19 protein-coding genes are annotated in these 22,699 nt (G+C 58.6%); 9 read left to right on the top strand and 10 right to left on the bottom strand.

All coding sequences use genetic code 11. The features are described from left to right. Positions 1–57 precede the first annotated feature (57 nt). On the bottom strand, positions 58–1,473 hold the full coding sequence (locus tag ACR0JB_RS00210) for an aminotransferase class V-fold PLP-dependent enzyme (protein ID WP_170395366.1): 1,416 nt from the start codon (positions 1,471–1,473) through the stop codon (positions 58–60). A gap of 102 nt (positions 1,474–1,575) precedes the next feature. On the opposite strand from ACR0JB_RS00210, the gene ACR0JB_RS00205 reads away from it, so the two are divergent. Further along, the gene (locus ACR0JB_RS00205) at positions 1,576–2,037 is read left to right on the top strand and encodes an Lrp/AsnC family transcriptional regulator (protein ID WP_170347805.1); all 462 of its coding nucleotides are present in this window, start codon (positions 1,576–1,578) and stop codon (positions 2,035–2,037) included. A gap of 125 nt (positions 2,038–2,162) precedes the next feature. Here ACR0JB_RS00205 and rpsD read toward each other — a convergent pair whose 3' ends face one another. The 3 genes from rpsD to ACR0JB_RS00190 form a co-directional block, all read right to left on the bottom strand. Further along, entirely contained in the window at positions 2,163–2,783 is a 621-nt protein-coding gene (gene rpsD / locus ACR0JB_RS00200) for a 30S ribosomal protein S4 (protein ID WP_170347804.1), read from the bottom strand. A 203-nt stretch (positions 2,784–2,986) separates the two neighbouring features. After that, entirely contained in the window at positions 2,987–3,364 is a 378-nt protein-coding gene (locus tag ACR0JB_RS00195; protein WP_170395364.1) for a hypothetical protein, read from the bottom strand. Positions 3,365–3,679: 315 nt separating this feature from the next. Further along, positions 3,680–5,962, bottom strand: coding sequence for an adenosylcobalamin-dependent ribonucleoside-diphosphate reductase (locus tag ACR0JB_RS00190; protein WP_170374200.1), 2,283 nt, complete (start codon positions 5,960–5,962; stop codon positions 3,680–3,682). A gap of 129 nt (positions 5,963–6,091) precedes the next feature. On the opposite strand from ACR0JB_RS00190, the gene ACR0JB_RS00185 reads away from it, so the two are divergent. Then, the gene (locus ACR0JB_RS00185) at positions 6,092–6,523 is read left to right on the top strand and encodes a DUF1489 family protein (RefSeq protein ID WP_170347801.1); all 432 of its coding nucleotides are present in this window, start codon (positions 6,092–6,094) and stop codon (positions 6,521–6,523) included. On the opposite strand, the gene hisG is transcribed toward ACR0JB_RS00185, so the two are convergent. Genes hisG through hisS form a run of 3 tightly spaced genes read right to left on the bottom strand, consistent with a single transcriptional unit; the run spans position 6,524 to position 9,789 of the window. Further along, positions 6,524–7,213, bottom strand: coding sequence for an ATP phosphoribosyltransferase (gene hisG / locus ACR0JB_RS00180; RefSeq protein ID WP_170347800.1), 690 nt, complete (start codon positions 7,211–7,213; stop codon positions 6,524–6,526). After that, positions 7,210–8,298, bottom strand: a complete 1,089-nt coding sequence (locus tag ACR0JB_RS00175; protein ID WP_170395362.1) for an ATP phosphoribosyltransferase regulatory subunit — start codon at positions 8,296–8,298, stop codon at positions 7,210–7,212. Before ACR0JB_RS00175 ends, hisG begins: the two co-directional genes overlap by 4 nt. 3 nt (positions 8,299–8,301) lie before the next feature. Then, positions 8,302–9,789, bottom strand: coding sequence for a histidine--tRNA ligase (gene hisS, locus ACR0JB_RS00170; protein ID WP_170395360.1), 1,488 nt, complete (start codon positions 9,787–9,789; stop codon positions 8,302–8,304). Between the two features lie 126 nt (positions 9,790–9,915). On the opposite strand from hisS, the gene ACR0JB_RS00165 reads away from it, so the two are divergent. Both ACR0JB_RS00165 and ACR0JB_RS00160 read left to right on the top strand, forming a co-directional pair. Continuing rightward, positions 9,916–10,110: a SlyX family protein gene (locus tag ACR0JB_RS00165; protein ID WP_170407015.1), complete on the top strand. Its 195-nt coding sequence runs from the start codon at positions 9,916–9,918 to the stop codon at positions 10,108–10,110. A 10-nt stretch (positions 10,111–10,120) separates the two neighbouring features. Then, on the top strand, positions 10,121–10,810 hold the full coding sequence (locus ACR0JB_RS00160; protein WP_170504532.1) for an imm11 family protein: 690 nt from the start codon (positions 10,121–10,123) through the stop codon (positions 10,808–10,810). Between the two features lie 21 nt (positions 10,811–10,831). Here ACR0JB_RS00160 and ACR0JB_RS00155 read toward each other — a convergent pair whose 3' ends face one another. From ACR0JB_RS00155 to dnaE, 3 genes are all read right to left on the bottom strand, one after another. Then, positions 10,832–11,200, bottom strand: coding sequence for a YmgD family protein (locus ACR0JB_RS00155; protein WP_254440469.1), 369 nt, complete (start codon positions 11,198–11,200; stop codon positions 10,832–10,834). A 5-nt stretch (positions 11,201–11,205) separates the two neighbouring features. Further along, the gene (locus ACR0JB_RS00150) at positions 11,206–11,427 is read right to left on the bottom strand and encodes a YMGG-like glycine zipper-containing protein (protein WP_170347795.1); all 222 of its coding nucleotides are present in this window, start codon (positions 11,425–11,427) and stop codon (positions 11,206–11,208) included. A gap of 85 nt (positions 11,428–11,512) precedes the next feature. After that, positions 11,513–15,013 (bottom strand): DNA polymerase III subunit alpha, encoded by a 3,501-nt coding sequence (gene dnaE / locus ACR0JB_RS00145; protein WP_480789598.1) that lies wholly within the window; start codon positions 15,011–15,013, stop codon positions 11,513–11,515. Between the two features lie 343 nt (positions 15,014–15,356). Here dnaE and xdhA point away from each other — a divergent pair, with 343 nt between their 5' ends. From xdhA to ACR0JB_RS00120, 5 genes are read left to right on the top strand one after another with little or no spacing between them, the layout of a single operon-like run. Then, positions 15,357–16,718, top strand: a complete 1,362-nt coding sequence (xdhA, locus tag ACR0JB_RS00140; protein WP_170395351.1) for a xanthine dehydrogenase small subunit — start codon at positions 15,357–15,359, stop codon at positions 16,716–16,718. Next, positions 16,715–19,129: a xanthine dehydrogenase molybdopterin binding subunit gene (gene xdhB / locus ACR0JB_RS00135; RefSeq protein WP_480789597.1), complete on the top strand. Its 2,415-nt coding sequence runs from the start codon at positions 16,715–16,717 to the stop codon at positions 19,127–19,129. The genes xdhA and xdhB overlap by 4 nt, the downstream gene beginning before the upstream one ends. Next, complete coding sequence (gene xdhC, locus ACR0JB_RS00130) at positions 19,129–20,064, top strand: xanthine dehydrogenase accessory protein XdhC (protein ID WP_480789596.1); 936 nt, start codon at positions 19,129–19,131, stop codon at positions 20,062–20,064. Before xdhB ends, xdhC begins: the two co-directional genes overlap by 1 nt. Next, complete coding sequence (locus ACR0JB_RS00125; protein WP_480789595.1) at positions 20,061–21,578, top strand: ABC transporter ATP-binding protein; 1,518 nt, start codon at positions 20,061–20,063, stop codon at positions 21,576–21,578. Before xdhC ends, ACR0JB_RS00125 begins: the two co-directional genes overlap by 4 nt. Positions 21,579–21,614: 36 nt before the next feature. Further along, the gene (locus tag ACR0JB_RS00120; RefSeq protein WP_170360597.1) at positions 21,615–22,697 is read left to right on the top strand and encodes an ABC transporter permease; all 1,083 of its coding nucleotides are present in this window, start codon (positions 21,615–21,617) and stop codon (positions 22,695–22,697) included. Positions 22,698–22,699 lie beyond the last annotated feature (2 nt).

Genomic DNA, 22,699 nt, shown 5'->3' with positions numbered 1-22,699 from the left:
CCGTTAATTGGAGCCTCTCATACCCGTCTCAACGCGTTGAGAAAAGCGGCAATTCCGTCACGCCGCTTTGAAGCGGGCCGTTGCCGGGTCAGCGTTGTAGAATGGCACGAACTCTTCGGTCCGGTGGGACAGGTCATTAACACTGTCGATGATGAACTGAACGGTCTCTTCGCTCATCAAATACGAGAAGTTCAGCCGCACCCAGCCGGGTTTCTTCATCTCTTCCCCCGCGGACAGGGCCGCGTGCAATTCATCCGAGGTTGCGCGGTCGATCCCCAGAAGACGGTGCGCATATGGCCCCGCACAGGCACAGCCGCCGCGCGCCTGAATGCCATAAATATCGCTAAGCATCCGGGTGAACAGTTGCTGATGAACAGACTGGCCAGAGTTATCCCGCACAAGGAAGGAATAGATCGGCAGGCGATGCGGGTTATCGACGCCCAGCAAGGTCAGGTTCGGGTTATCACCCCACCCGTCCAGCGCCATACGGTTAAACTGCGCCTCTTTTTCGGCGATCTCATCAGTGCCGACAACATCCTTGACGACAAAGGCCAGCGCCGCGCGGATGTCTCCGACCACGTTGGGTGTTCCGGCCTCTTCGCGCGTGGCCAGGTCCTCGCTGTAGTCGTGCCGCCAGGGCGAAACAAAACTGACCGTGCCACCACCGGGCCAACTGGGGCATGTGCGGCGCACGGCGGTCTGATTGACGATCAGAACACCCGACGCCCCCGGCCCGCCCGGAAACTTATGCGGAGACACAACGATAGCATCCTTGCGCGCATCCTCTGGCCCCATGTCCATCGGCAGATAAGGACCACCGCCTGCGTAATCCCAGACCGAAACGGCGCCATGCGCCTTGAGCAGTCGGGTGATCGGATCCGGGTCGGTAATGATTCCGGTTACATTCGACGCAGCCGAAAACGACCCGATGATCAGATCCGATGCAGTATTGTCGATCAGAACCTGCTCCAGCGCCGCCAGATCAACCCCACCCTCTGCGGCCTCTGGAATCTCGATCACCTGTGCCTTGCTTTCACGCCACGGCAAAATGTTCGAATGATGCTCGTACGGCCCAATCAAAACGACCGGCCGGTCAGCCGCATCCACACCCAACAAGCTGACCAGCCGGTTCAGACCCGCAGTAGCGCCGGACCCGGTGAATATCACCGCGTCTTCTCCCCTCGCGCCAACGATGCGGGCAATCTCTGCACGCGCCTCGCGGCGCAACCGAGTCATGTATGAACCGCAATAGGAGGCCTCGGTGTGGCTGTTGGCATAAAAAGGCAGCACCTGTTCGGTGACAAAATCCTCAACCTGCCGCAGCGCACGGCCCGAAGCGACGTAATCCGCATAAACCAGCGGCACGTCCCCATGTAGACCCGGGATCAGAACGTTCTCTCCGATCAGCCCGTCGCGCAGGCTTGAATTGCGAGTGGTGGACAGGATGTCTGCGCGAAATTTGGACAGGGTCATGGCATAGTCTCCGTATTGCCCTACCAATGTGATTGCTTTTGCCTGAGTAAACTTCACCGTTCTTTTGATAGATTTTTAAAAATTTGTGTCATATGATCAAGAATGGCAGAAAAAATAGATCAAATTGATAAACGCATCCTGCGTGAGCTGCAAACAGACGCGACCTTGTCCCAACGCGAACTGGCCGATCGGGTCGGGCTGTCGCAGAACGCCTGTTGGCGGCGGTTGAAGGCACTGAATGAGGATGGCGTGATCACCGGCTCAACCGCACGGATCGCACGGGAGAAGCTGGGGCTAAGCCTTGTGGTTTTTGTTATGCTGCGCACCCGGCATCACTCGGCCGACTGGTTGCAAGCATTTCGCAGCCACGTACTGACCATCCCCGAAGTGGTGGATTTCCACCGGATTGGTGGCGACTATGACTATCAATTGAAGGTCGTGACCGAGGACATGGCGTCATATGACAAGGTCTATCAACGCCTGATCGAAAAGGTCGAACTGGACAGCGTGACCTCGTATTTCGCGATGGAAGCAATCGCCGAAGGTCGCCCCTTGCCGATCTGATCCGCTTTTTCATCTGGCCAAAAATATCTCGGGGGAGTCGCACATCGACTGGGGGCAGAGCCCCTACAAACAAAAAAGACCGCGCTGAAAGCGCGGCCCTTTAAAATTTTGCGTCTCGGCGAAGATTAGTTCTTCGCGTAGAATTCGACGACCAGGTTCGGCTCCATCATGACCGGGTACGGCACATCGCCCAGACCCGGTGCGCGCACGAAAGTCGCGGTCATTTTCGAGTGGTCCGCGTCGATGTAGTCAGGCACATCACGCTCGGCCAAAGCAACGGCTTCCAGAACAACAGCCAGCTGCTTGGACTTGTCACGTACTTCGATTACGTCGCCTTCTTTGACGCGGTAGCTGGGGATGTTGACCCGCTTGCCGTTCACTTTGACGTGTCCGTGGTTCACGAACTGACGTGCAGCAAACACGGTCGGCACGAACTTGGCGCGGTAAACAACAGCGTCCAGACGGCGCTCCAGCAGACCGATCAGGTTTTCACCAGTATCACCGTTCACACGGACGGCTTCTGCGTAGATGCGGCGGAACTGTTTCTCGGTCAGGTCGCCATAGTAACCTTTCAGCTTCTGCTTGGCGCGCAGCTGCAGACCGAAGTCCGACAGTTTACCCTTGCGGCGCTGACCGTGCTGACCGGGGCCGTATTCGCGGCGGTTGACCGGGGATTTCGGACGACCCCAGATGTTTTCGCCCATCCGGCGGTCGATTTTGTGCTTGGCAGACGTGCGTTTGGTCACGGCTGATCTCCTTCTTAAGGTCGAGGTCCAGACGGACCACTATGAAGGGCGTTGTCCTCTTGAGGTTTCCCCCATGACAGGCATCCCCTTGCGGGGGCCACCAACACCAATGAAGCCGCGCTTATATCCGCGAAACCGGCAGAGTCAACACACCATGCCATGCAACATTGGAATTTCCATTGAAATCGAGGTTTACCTGCGGGTCAGTCAGCTCTGCGTCCGACGGAAACCGCCCTCTGCTGATCTTGATCATCCAGGACCGGAGTGGATCGGGATGGGAACGCTATGACAGTCTCATCCATCCCGGTTGCTTCGTTCCCCTGGCCCGCAGATTCGGCGACTTCACTAATCCAGAAATCCTGATCCCGCTCCGGGCAATCCCCTTCGAAGACCAGCATCGGGGCTGATTCGCCAGCAACTGGGAACAACGCCGCTGTGAAAGTTTGCGCACCGTTGGTCAACACAAGCAGGCCACTCGCTTCCTCTGAAAGGTTTTGAACATGCACGCAATGGCTCAGCGTCGCTAAGTCGGAACCAATGTCGTCGGCTCCTTCCAGCATCTGCACAGAGGAATTCTTCAAAAATCGTGCCTGTCCGCGCCACGACCAGGCAGCTCCGACGCTCAAAAAGGACAAGGGCGCTGCCTCAAGTCCATCGATTTCCGTTTGCCTCCAAAAAATGGCTATACGACCGCTTTGTCCGGTTCTCATATTACCGCCTGTACCCTTAAACCCATCACTGCGTACTGGGCTACCCTTATCAACGTAAATTAAGGCGGAAAAGAGACGTTAATGTAATGTTAACGAAATTGTGGCCTTTGAGATTCAGCTATTGACTTCTGGCGGGGTATTTTCCCGCCAGAATCGATCAACTTTTGTTGATTTAGGATTTCTAACTCAGCCACACTTGGAATGCCCGCAACTGCGGCAGGTCATGCAACCTTCGATCATCACCATATCGAATTGACCACAGGACGGGCAGGCTTTGCCGCGTGGCGCATCCATATTGACCACCTGCGCCTGAGGGTCGGATTTCAGCCCCATGCCTTCCCCTTCAAGAAAGCCGATATTGATCAGGTGCTGCTCGATCACGCCACCAATCGCGGCCAGGATCGACGGGATGTATTTGCCCTGAACCCAGGCTCCGCCGCGCGGGTCAAACACAGCCTTCAACTCTTCGACCACAAAGGACACATCCCCGCCCCGCCGGAACACAGCCGAGATCATCCGGGTTAGCGCCAGCGTCCAAGCGTAGTGTTCCATGTTCTTCGAGTTGATGAACACCTCGAACGGGCGACGCCGACCGCCGATGACAATGTCATTGATGGTCAGATAGATCGCGTGCTCGCTATCGGGCCACTTCAGTTTATAGGTCGACCCCTCCAACGCCTGCGGACGATCCAAAGGCTCGGACATGTACACGACTTCGCCTCCATCGACCTCATGCGGCGCAGCGGCGCTTTCGCCCGGCGCAGTGTCGGCACTTTCCGAAACGGTCAGCACCGACCCGGTCACGTCATTCGGTCGATAGGTGGTGCAGCCTTTGCACCCCTGATCCCACGCCTGCATGTAAACATCCTTGAACGCGTCAAAGCTGATGTCCTCGGGGCAGTTGATCGTCTTGGAAATCGAACTGTCGATCCATTTCTGCGCCGCGGCCTGCATCTTGACGTGATCGGACGGTGGTAGCGTCTGCGCATTGACGAAATAGTCGGGCAATTCCGCGTCCCCGAACTTGTCACGCCACATCTGCACGGCATAGTCCACCACCTCTTCCTCGGTGCGCGAGCCGTCTTTCTGCAGAACTTTGCGCGTATAGGCATAAGCAAAGACCGGCTCGATTCCCGATGACACGTTCCCAGCGTAAAGGGAAATCGTCCCTGTGGGCGCAATCGAGGTCAGCAATGCATTGCGGATGCCATGTTCACGGATCGCATCGCGCACATCCTCGTCCATTTGCTGCATCGTGCCGCTGGCCAGGAATTTCTCGGCATCGAACAAGGGGAACGCCCCTTTTTCCTTCGCCAAGTCCACCGACGCCAGATACGCGGCGCGGGCGATCGCGTGCAGCCAGCGCTCGGTCTGACGCGCCGCCTCGTCCGAGCCATAGCGCAGGCCCTTCATCAACAATGCATCGGCCAGACCTGTCACACCCAGCCCGATGCGGCGTTTGGCTTGCGCTTCGGCCGCCTGCTCCGGCAGCGGGAATTTCGACGCGTCGACCACATTGTCCATCATGCGTACGGCGGTGGCGACCAGATCCTGCAATGCGGCCTCATCCAGGTGTGCCGCATCCTCAAAAGGTTCAGCTACCAATCGCGCAAGGTTGATCGAGCCCAGCAGACACGCGCCATATGGCGGCAGGGGCTGTTCACCACATGGGTTGGTGGCGGCGATTGTTTCCACATAGCTCAGGTTGTTGGCCTGGTTGATGCGGTCGATGAAGATCACGCCCGGCTCGGCATAGTCATAGGTGGCCTGCATGATCTTGTTCCACAGATCGCGCGCCTGAACGGTGTGATAGACCTTTTCACCAAAGACCAGATCCCACGGGCCGTCGGCTTTGACGGCTTCCATGAAAGGGTCGGTCACCAGCACCGACATATTAAACATGCGCAGGCGGGCCGGGTCGGATTTGGCTGTGATAAACTGTTCGATATCTGGGTGATCGCAGCGCATGGTGGCCATCATCGCACCCCTGCGCGAACCCGCCGACATGATAGTGCGGCACATCGCGTCCCACACATCCATGAACGACAACGGCCCCGAGGCATCGGCGGCCACCCCATGCACATCAGCCCCACGCGGGCGGATGGTCGAGAAATCATAGCCGATCCCCCCACCCTGCTGCATGGTCAACGCAGCCTCTTTCAGCATGTCAAAGATACCGCCCATGCTGTCGGGAACGGTTCCCATGACAAAACAGTTGAACAGGGTCACCTGCCGTGCAGTACCTGCGCCCGCAGTGATACGACCTGCGGGCAGGTATTTGAAATCTTCCAGCGCTTCAAAGAACTTATCTTCCCAATGCCCCTGATCTTTTTCCACTCGTGCCAAATCGCGGGCAATGCGCCGCCAGCTGTCTTCGACTGTCTGGTCGATCGGTGTGCCATCCGCCTGTTTGAAGCGGTATTTCATGTCCCAGATCTGCTCGGCGATGGGGGCGGCAAAGCGGCTCATTGGTGATTCCCTGTACTGAAAGAGGTATCCAGACTATCCTAAATCACACGTCCACCACAACACCTTGATGACGCCGGTCATCAGGCTACAATATAAAGGTGGGCCTTGGGACGACTCTGTGGGAAAGCTGTGGATAAGTACGTAAACCTGATAAAACTCTCGGTCGGATCGGAAAGTGTAGACACGCTGATCGCGTGGCAGGACAGCCGTAAACCGCTGTACGAGGATGGTTGCCCGCGCCATGTCACCCGCATGTGGCCCAAGCGCGAGGCCGAGATTTTGAACGGCGGGTCAATTTATTGGGTGATCAAGGGTGTAATCCAATGCCGTCAGCGCATTCTGCGGCTGGATGAGGTGCGCGGTGAGGACGGCATCCGCCGATGCGCCATCGTGCTTGATCCAGAGGTGCACCGTACGCAAACCGCTCTGAAGCGCCCGTTTCAGGGCTGGCGCTATTTGAAACCCGAAGACACCCCTGCCGATCTGCCACAAGGGCGCGAGCAGGACGACGCCCTGCCCGATGATTTGAACCGCGCGCTGGCCGAAATCGGAGTGCTTTGATCAGGTCAGGTGATCCAGTAACTTGGATAGAACCGCTTTGTCATCGGCTGAATAGTTGGGCACCCTGCTGCGCCACAGAGTCGCCTGCGACCGTAAGATCACTCCGTCCGACAGAATCTTCAGGTGATTGGCGCGGAGTGTTTCACCCGTCGAGGTGATATCGGCAATCGCTTCGGCCGTTTCATTCATCACCGTGCCTTCGGTCGCGCCCTGGCTATCCACCAAGGTGTAATCGGCGACGCCCGCATCGGTCAGAAATTCGCGCACCAGCCGGTGGTACTTTGTGGCAATCCGCAAGCGGTGACCGTGGGTCTTTCGAAAGGCCGCCGCAGCGGCGTCCAGATCGTCCAGCGTGTCGACATCCACCCAGCAGGCCGGTGTCGCAATGATGAGGTCAGCCTTACCGAAGCCCAGCTGTGACACCTCTTCCACCTGCTGTTCCCAGCGCGGCAACTTTTCCTGCACCAGATCAATACCGGTCACGCCCAGATGAATGCGCCCAGCCGCCAGTTCGCGCGGAATTTCCCCTGCAGACAGCAGAATCAGCGATACGCCCTCAATCCCTTCGACCTTGCCAGCATATTCCCGGTCCGAACCACTGCGCGATAAGGTGATGCCACGCTTTTCGAACCACGAGAAAGTCTTTTCCATCAACCGGCCCTTCGAGGGCACGCCCAGTTTCAGGCTCATTGCGCGCCCTCCTCGATTTCCAAGATCAGGTCAGGGCGCAGCACGCCACCCACAGCAGGGATTTCATCACCGTTGCCCAATTGCCGGGTCAGCGCATCATACCGCCCGCCTGTGGCAACCGGAGGCAGGTCCGGGCGTCCCTCGGCATAAAAGCCAAAGACGAACCCGTCGTAATATTCCATGGATGTACGGCCATAGGCTGCTTCGAAGTCCAGCCGCTCGACATCGACGCCACGCGCCTGCAATGCGGCCACGCGTGTCTCAAGACGGTCCAGCGCCGGGGTAATCTGCGGCAGGTCTACCGCCACATCGCGCAGTTGCTCTAACGCAAAAGGCATGGTTTCGCGCACGTTGAGCAAAGTTTCCAACCCGCCTAGTTCGCTGTCGGAAATCGGCGGGATGTCGCGGTCTTCGCGCAAGGCTTCGATCCGCGCCTCAATCTCGCTTGCGCGGCGTTTGCCGATCATCGGCACATCAATGGCCAGCGGGTCCTGGGAATCCAGCAAGGCATCACGGCCTTCTGGCACCGGCTTGCGCCCTGCAAACCGATCCAGCAGATTGCGGAAACGACGCGGATGCCACAGGTGCCGCATCAGGGCGGCCTTGCGGCGATCCGTGGTGCGTAGGCCCTGAACCGCAGCCATCAGGATACCAATATCGCCGGTTGCCGCACGCAACGGCAGCCCGCGCAGCTGAAGGGCGAACAGCGAAAAAACCTCGGCATCTGCGCCCGAGGGATCGTCGCGGTCAAAGACCTCGTACCCCACCTGAATGTATTCGTTTGACCGATCCGGGTCGTGCTCCTGACGGCGGAACACCTCACCGGAATAAGTATAGCGCGCGGGCTCAGCCCCATCGCTCATGTGCATCTGCACGACTGGCAGCGTGAAATCTGGGCGCAGCATCTGCTCGCCGCGCAGCGCATCCGAGGTCACATAGGCGCGGGCACGGATATCTTCACCATAGAGGTCCAGCAGCGTTTCGGCTGGTTGCAACAGGGGCGGGTCGACGACCTGTGCACCAGCGGCCTCGAACCGGACCCGCATCATCGCGGCGCGGGCTTGTATCAAGGAACGGTTGGCCATGGATCAGTCCTGACTGTCCAGAATTTCGCGCACCTTGGCGACCAGATCGCCACGCGGCACTTCAAACTGGCTTGGGCGTTCTTTCCATTCCTCCAGCGTGGCGCTTTCGGCGATCTTCGCACCCAGGATCAGGTCTTTGATCTGTACGATGCCATTGGCCTTTTCATCGCCGCCTTCAATCACCGCGATCGGAGAGTTTCTCTTATCCGCATACTTCAGCTGATTGCCAAAGTTCTTGGGATTGCCCAGATAGACCTCGGCCCGGATGCCAGCATTGCGCAGCTCGGCCACCATAGTCTGATAGTCGGCCATCCGATCCCGGTCCATGACAGTCACAACGACGGGGCCTGTCGCCTGCGCAGCGATCCGACCCTTTTCGCGCAACGCGGCCAGCAAACGGTCGACGCCGATGGAAATACCGGTCGCAGGCACTTCCTGCCCGGTAAATCGCTTGACCAGATCGTCATAGCGACCACCGCCAGAGACCGACCCGAACTGCCGCTTGCGGCCTTTCTCGTCGAAAATCTCAAAGGTCAGTTCGGCCTCATACACCGGCCCGGTATAGTAACCGAGGCCACGCACGACTGAAGGGTCAATCTCGATCCGATCCGCACCGTAGCCGCCCGCATCCAGCAACGCGCCGATCTGTTCCAGTTCGGCAATACCATCGGCACCAATCTTGCTGTCACCGACAGCAGCACGCAGGTTGGCCAATGTCCCAGCGGTGTCTGCGGCTTTCGAAGTCAGGAAAGCAATCACTGGTTCAGCCTGAGCGTCGCTGAGGCCCACGCCGTCGATAAACGCCCCCGAGGCATCCAGACGGCCTTTGGTCAGCAACTCGCGCACGCCCTGCTCACCCACCTTGTCGAACTTGTCGATGGTGCGCAGGACATTGTCGCGGGCAGCAGCGTCTTCGCCCAGACCCATCGCCTCAAGCACGCCGTTCAGAACTTTGCGGTTGTTGACCCGTACCAAGTAGTCGCCGCGCGGGATGCCCACGGTTTCCAGCGTGTCCGACAACATGGCGCAAATTTCGGCATCGGCCGCCATCGAGGCCGTACCCACAGTATCCGCGTCACACTGATAAAACTGACGATAGCGTCCCGGACCCGGCTTTTCGTTGCGCCAGACCGGGCCCATCGCATAGCGGCGATAGGGCGTCGGTAGATCATTGCGGTGCTGCGCATAGACACGGGCCAGTGGCGCGGTCAGGTCATAGCGCAGGGCCATCCAGTCGCCCTTGTCATTCTCGTCCACTTCCTGCCACGCGAACACACCCTCGTTCGGGCGATCCACGTCGGGAAGGAACTTGCCCAGCGCCTCAACGGTCTCAACCGCGCTGCTCTCTAAGGCATCAAAACCATATCGATGATAGACGTCCGCAATAGCCCGCAGCATCTCGGTGCGCTGCGTGACTTCCTGGCCGAAATAGTCGCGGAACCCTTTTGGCGTTACTGCCTTGGGGCGGGGCTGTTTCTTGGGCTTGGCCATGTGGGGCGTCCTTGGGCGTTTAGTGTTCCGCGCGCGGTCTATCCCATGGCCCGCATCGGGGCAAGGCGCGCTTTCGCTGGCCTTGGGCCTCACGTGTCGCTATGACCGGCAAAGAAGGAGTCCCCCATGCAGCATCTGGAAGAGCAGATCGCCCATCTGACCCGCACGGTCGAAGACCTGAACGCAATCGTCACCCAGCAACAGGACGAGATCGACCGCCTGACCCGCCGGGTCGAGATGCTGATGCGCCGCGAAGGCGAACGGGCGCAAGAAGGGTCCGGCGGGGTTGTGCTGGGCGACGAACGCCCACCGCATTATTGAGGTTTTGTCTATGGCAAGCGAAGCGAACTCCGATCCCTGCGTCTGGATTTCCACGACGGTGAACAATATCAACGAAGTTCAGGGCACAATACGCAGAGAATTTGGTAAAACGTGGAGAGCGGAACACTCACCAGAAGACGTTGAGTGGTCAAAGAGGATGGTTCGCGAGTCGGACCTTGGCTGGAAACGAGGCGACATCCTGACCAAGGAACAGGTAGGTGACGTTTGGTATTTCAATACACATCCAGAATATACAGAACCGCCGTTTATCAATGGCGGAGGTTATCCGTTGGTTTCCGAGTCCGCAAAAGCCGTTCTTGAACAGTTTGACCTGGGGGAAACAGTCTTTCACCCCCTGACCCTGATGGATTCAGGCGAAACGCGACTATCAACGCCCGAGCCATACTATTTGCTGAACGTGGGCAATAAACGGTCAATGGGCAACTATGAGGCACTTGGTCCGGAAGGTGAAGTTAATGCGCCTCTTGTTAGTATCGCAAATGGTGTCGTCTATTTACCTAGCCACTATAAAGAGGCCCAACTCGTTGTTAACCCCGACGCCTTGACTGGTCCGGATATCTGGCTGGACCCAAAAGTTCCCTCGCTTCTATTCCTGTCCGACCAACTCGTCACCGGCCTCAAAGAGGCCGGAATGGACAAAGGTTGGGGTCTGGTCCGTTGCGCAGTGGGCACGCTCTAGCGCGCCCAAATCGCCAGCTATTCAAAACCCCAGCGTCGTTTTCACCGCATCGTCGACCACTCCACCCAAGAGGGCATGCTTATCCGCGGCGCATCCTTCGGACAACGCGGCTATGAAGGCTTCACGCAGCTGGGCCTTTTCCTCGTCCGTAGTCGCATGGTCTTCGATATTGATCTGGCGATTGTAAAGCGAAAGAGCCGTCATCTTACCAACAACCTCTACAACAAAGGCTTCATCCCCGTCCGCCTCCTCGGCAATCGAAGCGCAGGTATAGTGCATCACAGGCAATGCGTCCTGCACCATCTGTTCAGCAGCCTCATCGGCCGTCGCCAAACACGGGGCCGCCAGGATCGCGGCGCAAACAAGCATTCTGAATCTAACAAACCGCATCACAATCACTTCCAGTTATGTCCGATAATGGCCCCGGCCACGCCACCGATGGCTGCACCCTTGCCGTCGCCGATCAACGCACCCACGCCCGCTCCGATCAAAGCGCCTTCGATCGTTTGCTTTTTCTTCTTGTCATCCTTGTCATCTGCCAGCGACCCGGACGCCACCGCCAGTGACGCAGCGGCTGCCAATGCAAATGTTCTGAACCCAATAGCTGTAATTGCCATAGCTGTGCCCTCCTGTGACACACCCCGAAACGGGGCATAAGTCCAGCCTAGCGGCGCAAAAACACTGTGGCAACAAAAGGGTGGGTCAGATTTCCTCTACCATGGTGACGCCATCCAAAGATTTAATGGCCCCCTTGATCTGCGGGCTGATCGGGAAATCCTGTCCCAGTTCCATCTCAACATCCCCCGGCAGACCGGGATCCAGCAGACAGATGTGGATCGGCCCTTTGGCCGCGCGCTTGGCTGCACCAGCCGCGTCTTCTAGAACCTTGGCGACCGTCGGAAGCACCTCGGGGACGTCAACAAATATTCGCAACCCCGTTGCGCCTGCTTCGGCAACTACAGAATCAACCGGCCCAACAGAATTCGCAAGCAACTTGAGCTGATCGGATTCCATTTCGGCTTTGACGGTCAGCACCACTTGCGATCCGGTCTCTAGAAACTCGCGCGATTTCTCCAGGGTCTCCGAGAACAGCGTGACCTCGTACGCCCCACTTGGATCAGACAATTGCGCAAAAGCAAAGCGGTTGCCCTTGGCCGATTTGCGTTCCTGACGCCCAGACACCACACCGGCCATCTTGGCAATGAACGGGCCCGAGCGCGCCTGTTCCGTCACCTCATCCAATGTCATGACCTTCTTGCGTTTCAGCGCGGGCATGTAGTCGTCCAGCGGGTGACCGGACAGGTAGAAACCGATGGCTTTGAACTCTTCGCTCAGGCGCTCCGCAGGCAGCCAGTCCGGCGTCTGCGACAGGCGGGGTTCGGGCAGGTCGTCGCCAGCCTCACCGAACAATGATACCTGGTTCGAGTTCTTTTGGTCGTGGATCGCCGCCGAGTACTGTACCAGCGGATCAAGGCTTTCGAACACACGGCGGCGGTTTTTATCAAGCTGGTCGAATGCTCCGGCCCGCGCCAACATTTCAAGCGGGCGTTTGCCGACTTTCTTCAGGTCCACCCGGCGGGCAAAGTCGAACAGGTTGACGAATGGCTTATCGCCTCGGCCATCAACCACAAGGGTCATGGCCTCGGCGCCCACGTTCTTGAGCGCGCCCAGCGCATAGACCAACTGCCCGTCGACCACATCAAAGGTTGACAGGGATCGGTTCACGCAGGGCGGCACGTAGGGCAGCTCTAACCCCTTGCGAACCTCTTCGAAATACACGGCCAGTTTGTCGGTCAGATGGATATCGCAGTTCATGACACCCGCCATGAACTCGACCGGGTGGTTCGCCTTCAGCCAACCGGTTTGATAGCTGACCACCGCATAGGCGGCGGCGTGGGACTTGTTGAAACCATAGTTGGCGAATTTTTCCAACAGGTCGAAAACCTCAGAGGCTTTCTTGGCATCCACGCCATTCTCACCCGCGCCCTTTTCGAATTTGGGGCGTTCGGCATCCATCGCCTCTTTGATCTTCTTACCCATCGCGCGGCGCAACAGGTCCGCGCCACCAAGGCTGTACCCAGCCATCACCTGCGCGATCTGCATCACTTGTTCCTGATAGACGATGATGCCTTGGGTTTCCTCAAGGATGTGGTCGATCAGAGGATGTACTGATTCAATCTTGCGAAGCCCATTCTTGACCTCGCAGTAGGTGGGGATGTTCTCCATTGGCCCCGGGCGATAGAGCGCCACAAGCGCCACGATATCCTCAATACACGTGGGCTTCATGCGTTTCAGCGCATCCATCATACCCGACGATTCCACCTGGAACACCGCTACGGTTTTGGCGGCTGAATAGAGCTTATACGTCGCTTCGTCATCCAGCGGGATAGCGTTGATCTGGTTTTCGGCCCCCTCGGCGGGCTCATACAGTTCCGTGCTATCGGCGGCGATGTGCAGGGGTCGCCCGGATTTGAAGATCAGATCCATCGCATTCTGGATTACAGTCAGGGTTTTCAGGCCCAAGAAGTCGAACTTGACGAGACCGGCCTGTTCCACCCATTTCATATTGAATTGGGTTGCAGGCATATCCGAACGCGGATCTTGATACAGCGGCACCAGCGCGTCCAGCGGACGGTCCCCAATCACTACCCCCGCCGCGTGGGTCGAGGCGTTCCGCAACAGACCCTCGACCTGCTGGCCATAGGTAAGCAGCCGGTCCACGACCTCTTCACTGCGGGCCTCTTCGCGCAGGCGGGGTTCGTCTTTCAACGCTTTTTCGATGGAGACGGGTTTGACACCCTCGACCGGGATCATCTTGGACAGACGATCCACCTGGCCATAGGGCATTTGCAACACCCGACCGATATCGCGTACAGCGGCCTTGGACAGCAAGGCACCAAAAGTGATGATCTGCCCCACCTTATCGCGCCCGTATTTCTGCTGCACATAGCGGATCACCTCTTCACGGCGGTCCATGCAAAAGTCGATATCGAAGTCGGGCATAGAAACCCGTTCGGGGTTCAGGAACCGTTCGAACAGCAGTGAATAACGTAGCGGATCAAGGTCCGTGATGGTCAGAGCATAGGCCACCAGCGAGCCCGCACCCGAACCCCGCCCCGGCCCCACCGGGATGTCTTCGTCTTTCGCCCATTGGATAAAGTCAGCAACGATCAGGAAATAGCCGGGAAACCCCATGCCTTCGATTATGTCCAGTTCGAAATCCAGCCGTTCCTGATATTCCTCGGGCGTCACCGCATGCGGGATCACCGCCAAACGTTTTTGCAGACCCTCATTGGCGATGCGGCGCAATTCGGCGACCTCGTCATCGGCGAATTTCGGCAGGATCGGGTCGCGGCGATAAGCCATGAAGGCGCATCGTTTGGCGATTTCCACCGTATTCTCGATCGCCTCGGGCAAATCGGCGAACAGTGTCACCATTTCCTGCTGCGACTTGAAGTAATGCTGCGCAGTCAGACGGCGGCGCCCGTCCTGCTGATCGACATACGCCCCTTCGGAAATACAGATCAGCGCATCATGGGCCTCGTACATGTCCGAGGTGGGAAAAAAGACATCATTGGTGGCGACCAGCGGCAGGTTCTTGGCATAGGCCATTTCGACATGCCCACGCTCGGTCAGGTGTTCGGCCTCGGGCTGACCACCCTCGCCCGGATGGCGTTGCAACTCGATGTAAAGACGATCAGGGAACATGCCCGCCAGCCGATCCACCAAAGCCTCAGCCGCCGGGCGTTGGCCTTGCTGCAGTAACACACCCACCGGCCCGTCCGGCCCACCTGTCAGGCAGATCAGGCCGTCCGAGTGCTGTGCCAGTTCTTCCAAAGTGACTTGCGGAAGCTGTCCGCCCTTGTCCACATAAAGACAGGAGCTCAGCTTCATCAGGTTCTCATATCCGACCTCGGACTGCGCCAGCAGCACCAGCGGAGCCGGGATTTTCGGCTTTTCACCTGGCTGCGCATGCACATAGGTCAGATCAACCTGGCACCCCATAATCGGTTGCACCCCTGCCCCGCTTGCGGTGACCGAAAACTCCAAAGCCGAGAACATGCTGTTGGTGTCGGTCACGGCGACGGCTGGCATCTCCATTTTTTCGCATAATGCGGGCAGTTTTTTTAGCCGTACGGCGCCTTCCAGCAGGGAATATTCGGTGTGAACGCGGAGGTGAATGAATCGTGTGGTGCTGCTCATACCACCTACGCTATCCCAGCCAGCGGCGCGGCAAAAGCGGGAACCGATGCTTTTGAAAGCTTAAAAAATCAAAACCGATTGTTCGGTTTTTACAGAAGGTGCTTCGGGCAGAAATTCGTTGGATTGACAGAAAACACTTTAATTTCAGATGCCTGAATATTACAGAAACCCGGTGTTTTTTCGCAAAACGGTCCTAATGGTACATCATATAGGCGGTTTTTCTTGCCAGATAACCTGCCCTGTTTCTAACATCTGATGGCAAGCTTTCCGCCCGCCACTCTTTCTACGTCGCATCGAAGGAGGGCCACAGGGGCGCAACCGGGTAAGGCGACGGGTTTCTCGAATGGATATCACGTTTCTTCTGAACGGAGAGACAGTGGAACTGGCGGATGTCGATCCGACAGCGACCCTGCTGGATTGGCTACGCGAGGATCGGGGCCTGACCGGTACCAAGGAAGGCTGCAACGAAGGTGATTGCGGGGCTTGCACCGTCATGGTCACGGATGAAAGCGGCGCCAAGGCGCTGAATTCCTGCATCCTGTTTTTACCGCAACTGCACGGCAAAGCGGTTCGTACCGTCGAAGGTGCAAGCGGCCCAAATGGCGAAGCCCATCCGGTGCAGCAGGCCATGGTTGATCTGCATGGATCGCAGTGCGGCTTTTGCACCCCCGGTTTCGTGATGTCCATGGTGGCCAGTCATTCAAACGACGCAAAGGACCATGACACGCAGTTAGCGGGGAACCTTTGTCGCTGCACCGGATACGCCCCGATCATCCGCGCGGCCAAAGCCGCCGAAGAACACCCCGTGCCCGTCTGGGTCAAGGACAAACCTGTTTCTACACCTGCCACGATGCCCATGTTGCCGGGCTCCTCTGACGAATTGGCCGCGGTCTATGCCGAACACCCAGATGCCACTCTGGTCGCGGGCGCAACCGATGTAGGACTGTGGGTCACCAAGCAATTGCGCGATCTTGATCCGGTGATCTTCCTGAACCGCTGTGACGATCTGAAAGACATTACAATAACCGACGATGAAATTCGTTTTGGGGCCATGGTCGATATGAACCGCATGGGTGAGGCGCTGACCGATCTGCACCCCTCGTACGCCGAGATGATCCGCCGATATGCCAGCGTTCAGGTGCGCCACGCGGCCACCGTCGGCGGCAACATCGCCAATGGCTCCCCCATCGGGGACAACCCGCCCGCGCTGATTGCCCTGAACGCCACCCTGCATCTGCGCAAGGGCAACGACCGCCGTTCGATACCGCTGGAGGAGTTCTTCATCGACTACGGCAAGCAGGACCGCAGCCCCGGCGAGTTTGTTGAGGCCGTCAGCTTCCCCCGTCAGGCGGATCGCCTGAAGGCTTATAAGATCAGCAAACGGTTCGATCAGGATATCTCGGCCGTGTGTGGCTGTTTCAACATCACCGTTTCAAATGGTGTCGTCGACCAGGCGCGCATCGCCTTTGGTGGCATGGCCGGCGTCCCAAAACGCGCCACTCAAGTCGAGGCCGTGTTGAACGGCAATCCATGGGCACGTGAAACGGTGCATACTGCGATGCTGGCCTTTAACGATGACTTTACACCAATGACGGATATGCGCGCCTCGGCCACCTATCGGCTTGAGACGGCCAAGGCGCTGCTGGAAAGGTATTACCTTGAAGATCAGGGTCACGTGACCAACGTGCTGGAGGTGTCGGCATGAGCGTGACAAAACCCCTCCCCCACGACGCAGCGCCGTTTCATGTGTCCGGCACCGCCCGCTACGTAGATGACATTCCGACGCCCAAGGGAACGCTGTATCTGGCGTTCGGTATGAGCCCGATTGCCAAGGGCAAGATTACCGCGATGGATTTGTCCGCGGTCAAAGCAGCCGAAGGCGTCGAGATGGTCATGACGGCCGAAGACCTGCCTTTTGCCAACGATGTCTCGCCCTCGATCCATGATGAGCCGCTGCTGTCTGACGGCACCGTTCACTATATCGGCCAGCCCGTTTTTCTAGTGGTCGCCACCAGCCATCTGGCCGCCCGCAAGGCCGCACGACTGGGCAAGATCGACTATGACGAAGAAACCCCAATCCTGACGGTCGAAGAGGCGCTTGCTGCCAATAGCCGGTTCGAGGAAGGCCCGCGCATTTATGCCAAGGGCGACGCGGATGCGGCTATCGCGGGCGCGACCCATGTGATCGACGGGGGCTTTGAGCTCGGCGGACAGGAACATTTCTATCTGGAGGGTCAGGCGGCCTTAGCCGTGCCGAACGAAGGTGCGGATATGCTGGTGCATTCCTCAACACAGCACCCGACCGAGATTCAGCACAAGGTTGCCGACGCTTTGGGCGTTCCTATGCACGCCGTCCGGGTCGAAACCCGCCGGATGGGCGGAGGGTTCGGCGGCAAGGAAAGCCAGGGCAACGCGCTGGCCGTGGCTTGTGCCATCGCCGCGCGTGTAACCGGCAAGGCCTGCAAGATGCGCTATGACCGCGACGATGACATGGTCATCACCGGCAAGCGCCATGCGTTCCGGATTTCGTATCGCGCAGGCTTTGATGAGCATGGCCATATTCAGGGCGTGTCCTTCCTGCAATACGCCATCTGCGGCTGGGCGCAGGACCTGTCCCTGCCGGTCGCTGACCGTGCCATGCTGCATTCGGACAATGCCTATCTGCTGCCTAATGCGCGGATTGAAAGCCACCGTTTGAAAACCAACACCCAATCCGCCACCGCCTACCGCGGATTTGGCGGCCCGCAGGGTATGATCGCGATTGAACGGGTCATGGACCATGCCGCTTATGAATTGGGTCTGGACCCGGTCGAGCTGCGCCGCCGGAACTATTACGACCCTGCCCATCCGCCAACCATGGAACAGGAACATCTGGCGAAGCGTCCTTTGGTACGCGTCGATCCGCACGAGGATCTGACAAGCTTGGGTGCCGTCGAGCAGGTTGAGACCGCTCCGCCCGTCCGCCCGGTGCCGGAAGGCGGCAATACAACGCCCTACGGCATGGAAGTCACCGATTTCGAACTGCACGGTATGACCGAAGCGCTACTGAAATCCAGTGATTATGTTGCGCGCAAGGCGGCGATCGCGGCGTGGAACGCCGAAAACAGCGTGATCAAAAAAGGCATCGCTTTCTCTCCGGTCAAATTCGGGATTTCCTTCACGCTGACCCACCTGAACCAGGCGGGTGCGCTGGTGCATGTGTATCAGGACGGTTCGGTCCACTTGAACCATGGCGGCACCGAGATGGGTCAAGGTCTGTTCCAGAAAGTGGCGCAGGTTGCGGCCTCGCGCTTTGGCATTCCGCTCGAGTTGGTAAAGATCACCGCCACAGACACGGCCAAGGTGCCGAATACCTCTGCCACGGCCGCGTCTTCGGGCAGTGACCTGAACGGCATGGCGGTGAAGGCCGCGTGCGACACGATCCGCAACCGAATGGCTGACTATCTGGCCGAACGGCATCAGGCTGATCCGTCAACGGTCACCTTTACGGACGGTCATGTCTCGGTCGGCGAAGAACGCTATACCTTCGCCGAAGCCGCTGCATTGGCGTATCAAGGGCGCATCAGTCTGTCGGCAACCGGGTTCTACAAGACGCCTAAGATCGAATGGGACCGGATCAAGGGCCGGGGCCGCCCGTTTTACTACTTTGCTTATGGTGCTTCGATCACCGAGGTTGCCGTCGACACATTGACCGGAGAGAACCGCATTCTGCGCACCGACATCCTGCATGACGCGGGTGCGTCGCTGAACCCGGCACTGGATATCGGGCAGGTAGAAGGCGGCTATGTGCAAGGCGCAGGCTGGCTGACGACCGAAGAACTGGTCTGGGACGGCAAGGGCAACCTGCGCACGCATGCACCGTCAACCTACAAAATCCCCGCCTGTTCGGACCGACCCGACATTTTCAACGTCGCACTCTGGGACGGACAGAACCGCGAAGACACGATCTATCGCTCAAAAGCGGTGGGTGAGCCGCCCTTTATGTTGGGAATTTCCGCCTGGCTGGCACTGTCCAACGCGGTGGCGGCTTGTGGAGAAAGCTATCCGGCACTGGATGCGCCTGCCACGGCCGAAGAAGTCTGGCGCGGCGTTCAAAGGGTGAAGGGAGGCATCTGATGGGATTCGACCTGGAGGCTTTGAGGGAGGCGGTCAAAACCCACGGGAAAGTAACTCGGGTGGTCATCGCGGCGATCAAAGGGTCGTCCCCACGCGAAGTTGGGGCCGCTATGCTGGTTTGGAAGGATGGGCAAAGCGGTACAATCGGGGGTGGCGTACTTGAATACGAAGCAGCCCAGGCCGCACGAACCCAAATCGTATCCTCGCGCCTGACGCATCATGCGCTTGGCCCAGACATGGGGCAGTGCTGCGGCGGCGCGGTCTCGTTGTTTAGCGAAGTCTTTGACGCCAAGGCGGTGAACACTCTGGACGATACGGTCATCGCAAGAACGGCAGCGGGCAGTGACATGCCCTTGTCTGTCAAACGCCTGCTGGCGGCTGCGCGCGGTCAGGGTATCGCGCCCGATCCGCAACTGATCGACGGCTGGATGGTTGAACCGGTACACAAACCGGCCCGCAATCTGTGGATCTGGGGTGCAGGTCATGTCGGCCGCGCGCTGGTGAATGTTCTGTACCCGCTGCCTGACCTTGCCATCACATGGGTCGACACTGCACCTGAGCGTTTTCCGAACACGGTTCCAAACGGAGTAACAGTGGTTCCGGTCGCAAAACCGGCCGAGCTGGTGCGCCACGCGCCGACCAATGCCGAACATCTTGTGCTGACTTATTCCCACAATCTGGACCTGGAGCTGTGCAACCGGCTGCTTTCACACGATTTCCGCTTTGCGGGGCTGATCGGCTCGGCTACGAAATGGGCGCGATTCCGGTCTCGGTTGGCAGCGCTGGGGCATATGCCCGAACGGATTAACCGGATCACCTGTCCAATCGGCGACCCCGGTTTGGGCAAACACCCGCAAATGATCGCCGTTGGCGTTGCAGCAGACCTGCTGCGTCCCACGCGGCAGAACGAATTGAAGAAGGACCTGAGCGCGTGACCACTCCACTGCTAAGCTTACAAGGTTTGACCAAGGCCTATCCCGGCGTCGTGGCCAATGATCAGGTGTCCTTTGACATCGGCGAAGGCGAAGTTCATGCCCTGCTGGGCGAAAACGGCGCGGGTAAATCCACGCTGGTGAAAATGATCTATGGGCTGGTGAAGCCCGACAGCGGCACAATGCTGCTGCGCGGTCAGGCGTTTGCGCCACCGGAACCCCGCGCCGCGCGGGCCGACGGGATCGCGATGGTGTTCCAGCACTTCTCGCTGTTTGACGCGCTGAACGTGGCTGAAAATATCGCGCTGGGGATGGAGAACCCGCCGCCGATGGGCGATCTGGCCTCGCGTATCCGCGAAGTGTCGGAAACCTATGGCCTGCCGCTGGACCCGTTCCGCACCGTTGGCGATCTTTCCGCCGGCGAGCGTCAGCGGGTCGAGATCATCCGCTGCCTGTTGCAGGGCCCCAAGCTGCTGATCATGGACGAGCCGACCTCGGTTCTGACCCCGCAAGAGGTTGAAATCCTGTTCGAAACGCTGAACAAATTGCGGTCCGAGGGCACCTCGATCTTGTATATCTCGCACAAGCTCGAAGAAATCCGTACGCTGTGCGACCACGCCACCATTCTACGTCTGGGCAAGAACGTGGGTGAGTGTGTGCCTGCTGAAACCTCGGCGCGGGATATGGCCGAGATGATGGTCGGCTCGACATTACAGACACCGGAACGCTCGGGGCGTGAATTTGGTGATGTGGCACTGGATGTCAGCGGGCTGTCCGTTCCGTCGCCCTCGGAATTTGGCACGGCTTTGAAGAACGTTCACATGACAGTCCGTAAGGGCGAGGTTCTGGGGGTCGGCGGCGTGGCTGGCAACGGTCAGGACGAGTTGCTAGGTGTGCTGTCCGGTGAAATTCAAACAACAGCAGATGCCATCAAGTTTAACGGCCAGCCGATCGGCAAGCTGGGGCCGACGGCCCGACGCAAGCTGGGTGTGCTGACCGCGCCCGAAGAACGGCTGGGCCATGCAGCGGCCCCGGACATGAGCCTGACCGAAAACGCATTGCTGACCGGTTCGGTGCGCGAAGGTTTGGAAAGCAACGGCTTTCTGAAGTGGTCAGAAACCAAAAGTTTCGCCGAGAAAATCATCAGCGCCTTCGACGTCCGCACGCCGGGGCCCGAAAATGCGGCGCGGTCATTATCAGGCGGCAACCTGCAGAAATTCGTGATCGGACGCGAGGTGTTGCAGAACCCTGACGTTCTGGTGGTGAACCAGCCTACCTGGGGCGTGGACGCGGCGGCGGCAGCCTCGATCCGGCAGTCCATTCTGGACCTGGCGGCCAAAGGAACCGCAGTCATCTGCATTAGCCAAGATCTAGATGAATTAATGGAAATCTCGGACAGCTTTGCCGCCCTCAACGAAGGGCGTCTGAGCGCGCCGCGCCCAACCACCGGCCTGACCGTGGATGAGATTGGCCTGATGATGGGCGGCGCACATGGCATGGAGGTGGCCCATGTCTAACCCATTACAAAAGAATGAAATCAGGGGGATGAGCGGATGATTGTGTTGGAGAAACGGCCGCAGCCGTCCAAGGCGTGGTCTTATGCCACCCCGCTGGTGGCAGTGTTGGCAACGATGGTGTTTGGCGGCATTCTGTTCGCCATTCTGGGCAAGAACCCTATCGAAGCCATCGGCACCATTTTCTGGGAACCTCTGTTCGGAGAATTCGCCTTTTATTACCGTCCGCAATTGCTGGTGAAAGGGGCACCTCTGGTGCTGATCGCCATTGGCCTATCGCTGGGTTTCCGCGCCGGTATCTGGAATATCGGGGCCGAGGGTCAATACATCATGGGTGCCATCTTTGGGGCCGGTGCGGGCTTGGCCTTCTATCCGCTAGAGGCGTTTTACGTCTTTCCGATCATGGTGATCGCTGGCGCGCTTGGCGGTTGGTTGTGGGCATCCATTCCGGCCTTTCTAAAGGTCCGCTTCGGCACCAATGAAATACTTGTTTCGCTGATGCTGGTGTACGTGGCCGAACAGATGCTGGCCTCGGTCTCGCTGGGCCTGCTGAAAAACCCTGAAGGCTTCGGCTTTCCAGGCTCGCGTAACCTGCAATCCTATGAAAGCGCACATAATGCGGAACTGATCGCGGGGTCCGGGATGCATTGGGGTGTCGTGACCGCGCTGATCGCGGTGATCTTTGCCTATGTCCTGCTGAACCGGCACATGTTGGGCTTCCACATCCGGCTGACCGGAGAAGCCCCTCGCGCGGCAAAGTTTGCAGGCGTGAACCCGGCGCGGCTGATCTTGTTCTGCCTGGGTCTGTCCGGCGCGCTGGCAGGGCTTGCTGGGATGTTCGAAGTGTCCGGCCCATCGGGCGTGGTCAGCATCGATTTTAACGTCGGCTATGGCTTTACCGCGATCATCGTGGCCTTTCTGGGCCGTCTGCATCCGGTGGGTATCCTGCTGGCCGGTGGCCTGATGGCGCTGACCTATATCGGCGGTGAAATCGCACAGTCTCAGCTGGGCCTGCCCGCCGCTGCCATTCAGGTGTTCCAGGGGATGCTTCTGTTCTTCCTGCTGGCTTTCGATCTCTTGACCAACTACCGCATCCGTGCGGCCCATAGCGAGGTAGCGTGACC

The sequence above is a fragment of the Ruegeria sp. BI7 genome (assembly GCF_056537925.1).
This window is presented reverse-complemented; position numbering and strand designations above follow the sequence as displayed.

Bases quoted from the DNA above. Each gene is read 5' to 3' on its own strand.
- ACR0JB_RS00160 (WP_170504532.1), top strand. From the start codon at position 10,121: ATGGCAAGCGAAGCGAACTCCGATCCCTGCGTCTGGATTTCCACGACG.
- hisS (WP_170395360.1), bottom strand. From the start codon at position 9,789: ATGGCCAAGCCCAAGAAACAGCCCCGCCCCAAGGCAGTAACGCCAAAA.
- ACR0JB_RS00210 (WP_170395366.1), bottom strand. From the start codon at position 1,473: ATGACCCTGTCCAAATTTCGCGCAGACATCCTGTCCACCACTCGCAAT.
- ACR0JB_RS00175 (WP_170395362.1), bottom strand. From the start codon at position 8,298: ATGGCCAACCGTTCCTTGATACAAGCCCGCGCCGCGATGATGCGGGTC.
- ACR0JB_RS00120 (WP_170360597.1), top strand. From the start codon at position 21,615: ATGATTGTGTTGGAGAAACGGCCGCAGCCGTCCAAGGCGTGGTCTTAT.
- ACR0JB_RS00150 (WP_170347795.1), bottom strand. From the start codon at position 11,427: ATGGCAATTACAGCTATTGGGTTCAGAACATTTGCATTGGCAGCCGCT.
- xdhA (WP_170395351.1), top strand. From the start codon at position 15,357: ATGGATATCACGTTTCTTCTGAACGGAGAGACAGTGGAACTGGCGGAT.
- hisG (WP_170347800.1), bottom strand. From the start codon at position 7,213: ATGAGCCTGAAACTGGGCGTGCCCTCGAAGGGCCGGTTGATGGAAAAG.
- ACR0JB_RS00205 (WP_170347805.1), top strand. From the start codon at position 1,576: ATGGCAGAAAAAATAGATCAAATTGATAAACGCATCCTGCGTGAGCTG.
- ACR0JB_RS00190 (WP_170374200.1), bottom strand. From the start codon at position 5,962: ATGAGCCGCTTTGCCGCCCCCATCGCCGAGCAGATCTGGGACATGAAA.
- xdhB (WP_480789597.1), top strand. From the start codon at position 16,715: ATGAGCGTGACAAAACCCCTCCCCCACGACGCAGCGCCGTTTCATGTG.
- xdhC (WP_480789596.1), top strand. From the start codon at position 19,129: ATGGGATTCGACCTGGAGGCTTTGAGGGAGGCGGTCAAAACCCACGGG.
- dnaE (WP_480789598.1), bottom strand. From the start codon at position 15,013: ATGAGCAGCACCACACGATTCATTCACCTCCGCGTTCACACCGAATAT.
- ACR0JB_RS00165 (WP_170407015.1), top strand. From the start codon at position 9,916: ATGCAGCATCTGGAAGAGCAGATCGCCCATCTGACCCGCACGGTCGAA.
- ACR0JB_RS00155 (WP_254440469.1), bottom strand. From the start codon at position 11,200: ATGCGGTTTGTTAGATTCAGAATGCTTGTTTGCGCCGCGATCCTGGCG.